The sequence below is a fragment of the Protofrankia sp. Cj3 genome (genome assembly GCF_917627355.1).
Classification (GTDB): Bacteria; Actinomycetota; Actinomycetes; order Frankiales; family Frankiaceae; genus Protofrankia.
On the sequence record NZ_CAKJTR010000112.1, the window covers coordinates 11732 to 18336 of the forward strand.

The following is a 6605-nucleotide window of genomic DNA, read 5'->3' on the forward strand; positions in this document are numbered from 1 at the left end:
TTGTGGCCGCGGTGGACGACGTCCTCGTCGTCTGCGAGCCGGCGCAACCTGAGCAGTGGTGGTCTGTTGACTCCGATTTTTACTCGGTGATCGCCCAATATGACCCGGATACTGCCGCGTTTGGAGCCGCGGGTGCCCGGCTTGACCCGGCTGGGCTCGTCGAACTCGTGGTTCAGCGGGAGGCCCTCGGCGCGCGTCCGCTACTGCTCGTCACCAATAACACTCCGGCGGGCTGGGTGGCGCAAGTGCTCGCTGATGGGCTCGGCGTGCCGGTCGTGGCCGGTCCGCGGCCACGGGGCCGATGGTGGGCGGTATGGCCGAGACGCGTTGGTCAGGACATCCCGACCGTGCGGACCATAGCGGACTGCTACCCGTTCGACGCCGCGGCCAAGGCGGCCCTTACCACAGCACCGCAGTGCGCTGCGGGCACGATGCCGGCAGTTCCGACCGGACGGCCAGCGGTCACCCCATCGGACTGTTCACAGAGCGGTGTGCTTTTCGCCGCCGCCAGCGGCACAGGCGTGGCGGAACTGGCTGAGCGGTACCGCGTATGGTGCCGGTCCGCCCGACCGGAGTGGTTCGGTATTGTGATCGACCGTGCCCCGGCCGGCTCCGCGGCTGCCTTCCGGGTCGGCGACCAGAGCCTCAACTCCTGGGCCTTGGCCTTGGCGCTGGCAGCTGTCCGGGATCGGTGGGATGGCAGGGAGCTGGTGTTGCTGTCGGACCCGCCGACGGCGGGGACCGGCCCGCAAGCCCGGCTGCTTGCGTCACATCTCGGGATCTGCGTCACCGTTGCCGACCAACCGTTGTGGACGTGGGGCCAGCAGCTGATCTCTGCCAGTCTGGCCTTCCGCGGCCGGCCGGACCAACCGGAGCGCGGGAGCGGGCGGCCGCGGTTTGCCGGCCAACCGGATGGACGGTGGTGGCGCTACGAACCCACACTCACCGGGCAGCGATTGACCCAGCCTGCCGAGACCGCCTTCCCCGGTGTCGAACTGCGGCAGCCCCGCAGCCTCGCCGAGGATCAGCAGCGGAGCGAGGAGACGCCGACGCCAATATCGACGGAGGTCCCGGAGGTCTCGGTTGCCATTGCGGATCATGGTGATCTGGAAACGATGTCGGTGCGGCCGGTTGAGGTCGTTGCGCTGGCGGACAGACCGCCATGGGAGGAAGTGCCTGGTTGTACGGATGCGGGAGAGCAACCGGCTGAACCGTCGTCAGGTCTGGCGTTGACCCAGCATGCTGTCCCACTGGCATGCCCACCCTCCGTTGAGATGACCGAGGGTGATGCCCGACCAGTAGATCTTGGTGGGCTGGCGCCGGATCAGGTCGACCTCGTGAGTGCGGACAGCATGTCTCCGCGGCCGGTCGGGGTTCCAGCCTCGTCGACCGCGGCGCCTGACGTCACGGCGGATTCGTCCACCGGGCATCCCGCGATCCTGTCCCCGCATGAGTCGGCTGACCTCATCCGGCGCCGGCACGGGGAGCATGTCCGTGCGATCGCCAGGCTCTTGGCCCAGCAGCCTGGGCTGCGGGCGTCGGCAGGCGGCCCGTCCACAACCGATTTGATTACTGGACTTGTTGCGTTGCGTGCATACCTGGCCGGTGACGAACCCGACATCGACGGGATCCTGCGGTCGGGCGTGAATCTGGAAAATAGTTCGATCGCGGCCTTTGCCGCGGACGGTCTGCGGCGGTTGCCCACGCTACGCGGTCCGGTGTATCGAGGCGTGTCAGCTGGCGCAGTCACCGTCGCCCGTTGCCAACCCGGCGCGTTCCTTGAGGAACCTGCGTTCGTGCAGGCAACCACGTCGGAATCCGCTGTTTTCGGAACTGAGGTGGAATATGTGATCTGGTCTCATACCGGGCGCCGAACCACGATGCTGGAGCTGGGCGCCGAACGCGCTGACGTCGTTTTTGTGCCGGGCACTCGGTTCGTCGTGGTAGCTGGTGGTGATCTGTCCGAGCCGGCAGGCACCGCTGCTCCCTCCGTGACACGGATCCTGCTTGCCGAGGTGGCGCCCGGTCATACCGGGCCACTGGCCGCGGGTGAGGTGCGCGAGCACCTGGAGCGGTTCGCCCTGGCGCGGGATGCCGGCCAGTTGGGATCCACGGCTGCCAGCGTCCGTGCTGATTGTCCCCAGACGTTTGTCCTGGGATGCCCGGTAACCGAGCGGCTGCCCGACGAGCAGCAGGTGCAGCGGCCGATTTTTCTTGACTGTTGATGTTGGCTTGGCGGGAATCAATGAATTTTCTCATCATGCGAAGACAAAATATACGGCAACCGGTTAATCGGATCGACTGGCCGCCTCCTACAGCGCCACCGCGATGCGCGGCGGGAAAAACAGGAGGCCAGCAGGGGGGGATAATGGAAGTACTGGCGCTCCCGGGCAGGCAGGAAGAGCGGGCACCGACGCTTCCTGCTATGACGCTGCCATCATCGGTGGTGTTGCTGACCAGTCGCCAAGCGTGCTTCACCATGCCGACGTTCGCGCTGTTCCGCGCGCTGGCCGGCGTAATACGGAGCCCAGCCGGCCGACGCCATGGTGCGTCGGATGTTCCTCGGCGTGTGTTGACGGCCAGGAGCGGGACTGCCAGGAGTCTGGTAGGCGACTGGGCGCGCCGTTTCTTCGCGGCTGCCTGGCTGGTATAACGCGAAGATCGATTTTTCGGCCGTCGACATGATCGACAAGCCGCGGTTATTGATCACCGCTGAATATCAGGCCACACGCTCGAAGCGGCCGGCCCTGGCGGAAATTCATTCCGGCCACCTGCCCCAGGGCGCCGACGCGGCGCCAGGGCGAAAGCGGGAAAGGCCGATCATCAGCCACGATTTCCTTATGGAGACCTCCGTTTGGAGCTACCTGGCACCGTCTGCGCTGGTGCATTCTCCAAACCCCATCAACTACGCTGTGACGGCCCTCACCGAAGAAGCAACGACGCTGATTCCGGGAGTATATGAGCTTGTTTGGAACACGACGCATCTTGTTGATCTTGATTGCGTGCTGAATTTTCGATCTTCGCGGGTGGTGCCCTTGGCAACGGGAAAACACATCTGAGCTGGGATGATAAAGGTAGCTGAGGTGCTTGATATGCCCGGAATCAAGAGGTAATTTCCCATCCTGTGGGGATCGTGCGGTCCAGCGGTTGAGGCCGGGCTGCGGGGGTGTGATGGCATCGTCCGCTGTGTCGGGCCGGCGAAGCTGCTGCTCGCCCGGCGCGAGGGGCGGGGCCTCCAGTCATCGTCGAATCTCGGAGCGGATATCAAAAACAAGCGGGAAGATCAGAAAATTCGTGATCATAGCATGAATATTCGCAACCAGCAGGGGAGCACGAGTCATGGCAAGGTATGCCCGTTTATCGGCTGAGGCAGGCAACAGCCCCATGCAAATCCATGTCGACAGCGCTCGGAGCGGAACGACGGATCCACCGCTGGACGTGTTGTCCGGGGCACCGAAGGCGTCACCTCGGCTCGTCGTGCCGCGGGAGGCCCCGTTCTACGCGCCGGTCATGGCGGTCAGCGGCGCTACGCCGTACGCCATGGAGGAGATTGCTTGCGAGATTAATAAGAGATTAGTCACATTATATGCGTCGCTGCGGCTGATCGCTGTCGCCGGACAGAGCGCATCCGTTCACGACGCCCTACACGGCCTGGGTGAGGTGGCTTGACATGGATTGGCGCCACAGTGCCCTGTGCCGTGACGAGGACCTCGAGATTTTTTTCCCGATCGGCACGACCGGCCTGGCGGAACAGCAGATCAAACAGGCTAAGGCCGTCTGCCGCCGCTGCGCCATCACGAACGACTGCCTGAGCTGGGCTTTGGAGACCGGACAGGTCGCCGGTGTCTGGGGCGGTCTCACCGAGGAGGAACGCCGGACCCTCAAGCGTCAGGCCCGGTCGCAGGTAAGGCTGTCGTAGCCGTCGCCGACGGCCCGCTGCCCGCGGGATTGGCGGATCCAGAAAGGCTGTGCCGGGGTCCCGCTGGCCTGGTCCGGATGTCACGGGTCCTCTGATTGGGCGCTGATCGTGGCGGAGGCCATCCAGCCCGTTCCGGGTGGTCTCCGCTGCCGTGCGGTGATGCGTCTGTACCTCGTCGACGACGAGGCCCATCAAGGGTTGTTGCTGCCCCGCGGCCTGCCGGCGGGGGAGCCCCGAACCCTCTCACGTCTTGCCCTGTCGGCAAGTCGCCAGCCGTGAACCCTCTGGCACGGCTATGCCGTGTGTCCCACAGGCGTGTCGATGAACCCGCTACGGTCAGCAACTTGGTGAAAGGAATGTGGAACGTTGCGAAAGCGCATCCTCACGATATTATCAGCGGGGCTGGCCTTGAGCCTGCTGGGCGCGGCGCCTGCGCTTGCTCATGACCACGGGGCGCCCGCGCCTGTGCCCACCCACCAGCTCTCACCCGTCGACCGCACCCCGCTGTTCCTGACGGCGGAACTCTCCGGCAACCAGGAGGTGCCCGTTCCGGGCGGCCCGGCCGTTGGGGACCCGGACGGCCAGGCTACGGCGCAGGTCCTGGTGCGCGGGAACAGGGCCACGTTCGCGTTCCGCTGGAGCGGCATCGCCGCGCCCACACTAGGGCACATCCACGCGGGTGGGAAAGGCGTGAACGGCCCGGTCAAGGTGAGCCTGTTCGCTGAGAAGGGGATGCCTGCCACCGTCACAGCGGCCGCGGGCGCGGTGACGGTCACCGACCCAGCGATCGTCGGCGCCATCCGGAGCAACCCGACCGGCTTCTACCTGAACCTGCACACCAGTGAGTTCCCCGGTGGGGCTGTCCGTGGGCAGCTGGCACCCGCCGGACACCGCCTCTCCCCCCTTGACCTGGTCGACCACGGGCCGTTGCACGCCTTCCTGTCTGGGGACCAGGAGGTACCGGTCGCAGGCGGACCGGCGGTGGGGGATCCGCACGGTCTTGCCATCGCGCTCATCCGCCCTGACGGGAACCGCGTCGGCTACTCGTTGGCGTGGACCGGGGTGACGCCCACTCTCGGCCACATTCACCAGGGCACGTTTGGTGTCAACGGGCCAGTGGCGGTGCCGTTGTTCACCGCTCCGGTCCCGAGCGGCATTTTCGCGGTGTCCGGCACGGTTTCCAGTCTTGATCCGGACCTGGTGAACAGGATTCGGAGCAAGCCCACCGGCTTTTACGTCAACCTGCACACCGCCACGTTCCCAGGTGGTGCCGTGCGGGGCCAGCTTTTCTCCTGACCAGACGCGTGAACCACGCCCTGGCTCGTCGGTCGTCACCCAACACTTCCGGTGGCTCCTTCCGCCGCCTCGCGTCGCACGCGCCACAATCTCACTCCTTGATTCATATCCCTCGGGCCAGGCGCTCTCCGTAACAATCGGGAGGACCCGCTAAGAACCGAGATGATGTCATTCCTTCACGGCCAAGAGGTGCGGTTGGCGGACCGCGGTCAAGGCACCTCAGCCAACGTACAGCCGATCCCGCTGGCGGCCCGCATCATTGGGACGCCAGTGTTGAATCTTATGATCATACTCCGATCAGACAGGTCCGGACCGAGTACGCCGAGGAGACAAATGCCAAGATTATTATGCTGGTCCGCAGCCGCGAATTCACGATAATAACGGATATCCGCGGTACGTGGCCAGTTTCAGTGGCTCCACGCTTTTTCACGGCAAATTTGTTCGTCGTGTTCAGCGGCATGTGATGCTCTCCAGATGGCAACGAGCTGTGGCTGAAGACGGTTACGAACAAGTAGCAGTCCTGATGAATCGGTCACCTGCGTACCCAGAGCTTGATTGTCTGCTTGGCTGGGATTTTCGGTTAGGCCGGTTTTCTTGGATAATCATATGTTATCATCCAACTTAATCAAGTTTCATGGTTAATCGCACTCATGGCAAGCTGTTTTGGGCGTCGGCGGAGAGGGTGGCTGGACAGCGTGGTCGCCAATATGAATGTGCCCGTCTCGTCCTCATGAACCGGGTCTGGGCCGCAAAGCCCTCGTCGGGGCAAAGGCCATATGTGGTGGGCCGGGCGCATGGTCGGTCCAGGGTGAATCCTATTTTTGATGTTGAAAAGGCGGTTGTGCTCCGGACCGGGTCTGGTAGCTCACCGTGGAGAGTTTGACCTGGTCAGCCGGTCAGTCGGTGATGAGCCATTGAATTTCTCGTGCAAGTCGCGCCTCAGGGTGGTTTCCTACTCGTCAGTAGGTCTGTGCGGACCGGGCCGGGCGCGGTCCGCCGGTGCAGCGGAAGGGGCCGGGATGCTTGACGACTGTGCCGATGCTGCACCGGCGCTGGTGTGTCATCGCTCACCGAGGCGGGGCTGCGGTTCCGGCAGCAGGTGATCGGCCGGCAGGAGAAGAACGAGGTAGTCGATTTCCAGCTGCGGGATCGCGGCTGTGGGCGAGATTCTTGCGAAGCTCTGACTCGTCCAGATCAACATCAAAAATGGTCGACAATAACGCAGGTAACGACAGAAAAATTGCGAGACGCCAGGAGGCCGTGGTGGATGACGCCGGTGAACGGTTGTGACCGGGAGACGGCTCGTCCCGGTGCCGGAGACACGCCGACCGCTAGTGTCTGTTGATAGGCCTGAGTTGGACGAGACAGCGTGGATAAAGATGTCGGAGAC

The 6605-nt window shown here is 64.2% G+C and carries 5 protein-coding genes and 1 pseudogene; 5 read left to right on the top strand and 1 reads right to left on the bottom strand.

Features of this window, described 5'->3' with window-relative positions; translation table 11 throughout:
• The 5 genes and pseudogenes from MJ783_RS15360 to MJ783_RS15380 form a co-directional block, all read left to right on the top strand.
• Window positions 1-2225: pseudogene (locus MJ783_RS15360) on the top strand (hypothetical protein); the annotation flags it as partial.
• A 456-nt stretch (window positions 2226-2681) separates the two neighbouring features.
• Window positions 2682-3059, top strand: a complete 378-nt coding sequence (locus tag MJ783_RS15365) for a hypothetical protein (RefSeq protein WP_239311126.1) — start codon at window positions 2682-2684, stop codon at window positions 3057-3059.
• Window positions 3060-3384: 325 nt separating this feature from the next.
• The gene (locus MJ783_RS15370; protein WP_239311127.1) at window positions 3385-3669 is read left to right on the top strand and encodes a hypothetical protein; all 285 of its coding nucleotides are present in this window, start codon (window positions 3385-3387) and stop codon (window positions 3667-3669) included.
• A gap of 1 nt (window position 3670) precedes the next feature.
• Window positions 3671-3919 carry a WhiB family transcriptional regulator gene (locus tag MJ783_RS15375; protein ID WP_239311128.1) on the top strand — a complete coding sequence of 83 codons (249 nt, stop codon included), beginning with the start codon at window positions 3671-3673 and terminating at the stop codon, window positions 3917-3919.
• Window positions 3920-4285: 366 nt separating this feature from the next.
• On the top strand, window positions 4286-5215 hold the full coding sequence (locus MJ783_RS15380; protein ID WP_239311129.1) for a CHRD domain-containing protein: 930 nt from the start codon (window positions 4286-4288) through the stop codon (window positions 5213-5215).
• 1200 nt (window positions 5216-6415) lie between these two features.
• On the opposite strand, the gene MJ783_RS15385 is transcribed toward MJ783_RS15380, so the two are convergent.
• On the bottom strand, window positions 6416-6605 hold a 190-nt coding region (locus tag MJ783_RS15385; RefSeq protein WP_239311130.1), incomplete at its 5' end, for a hypothetical protein.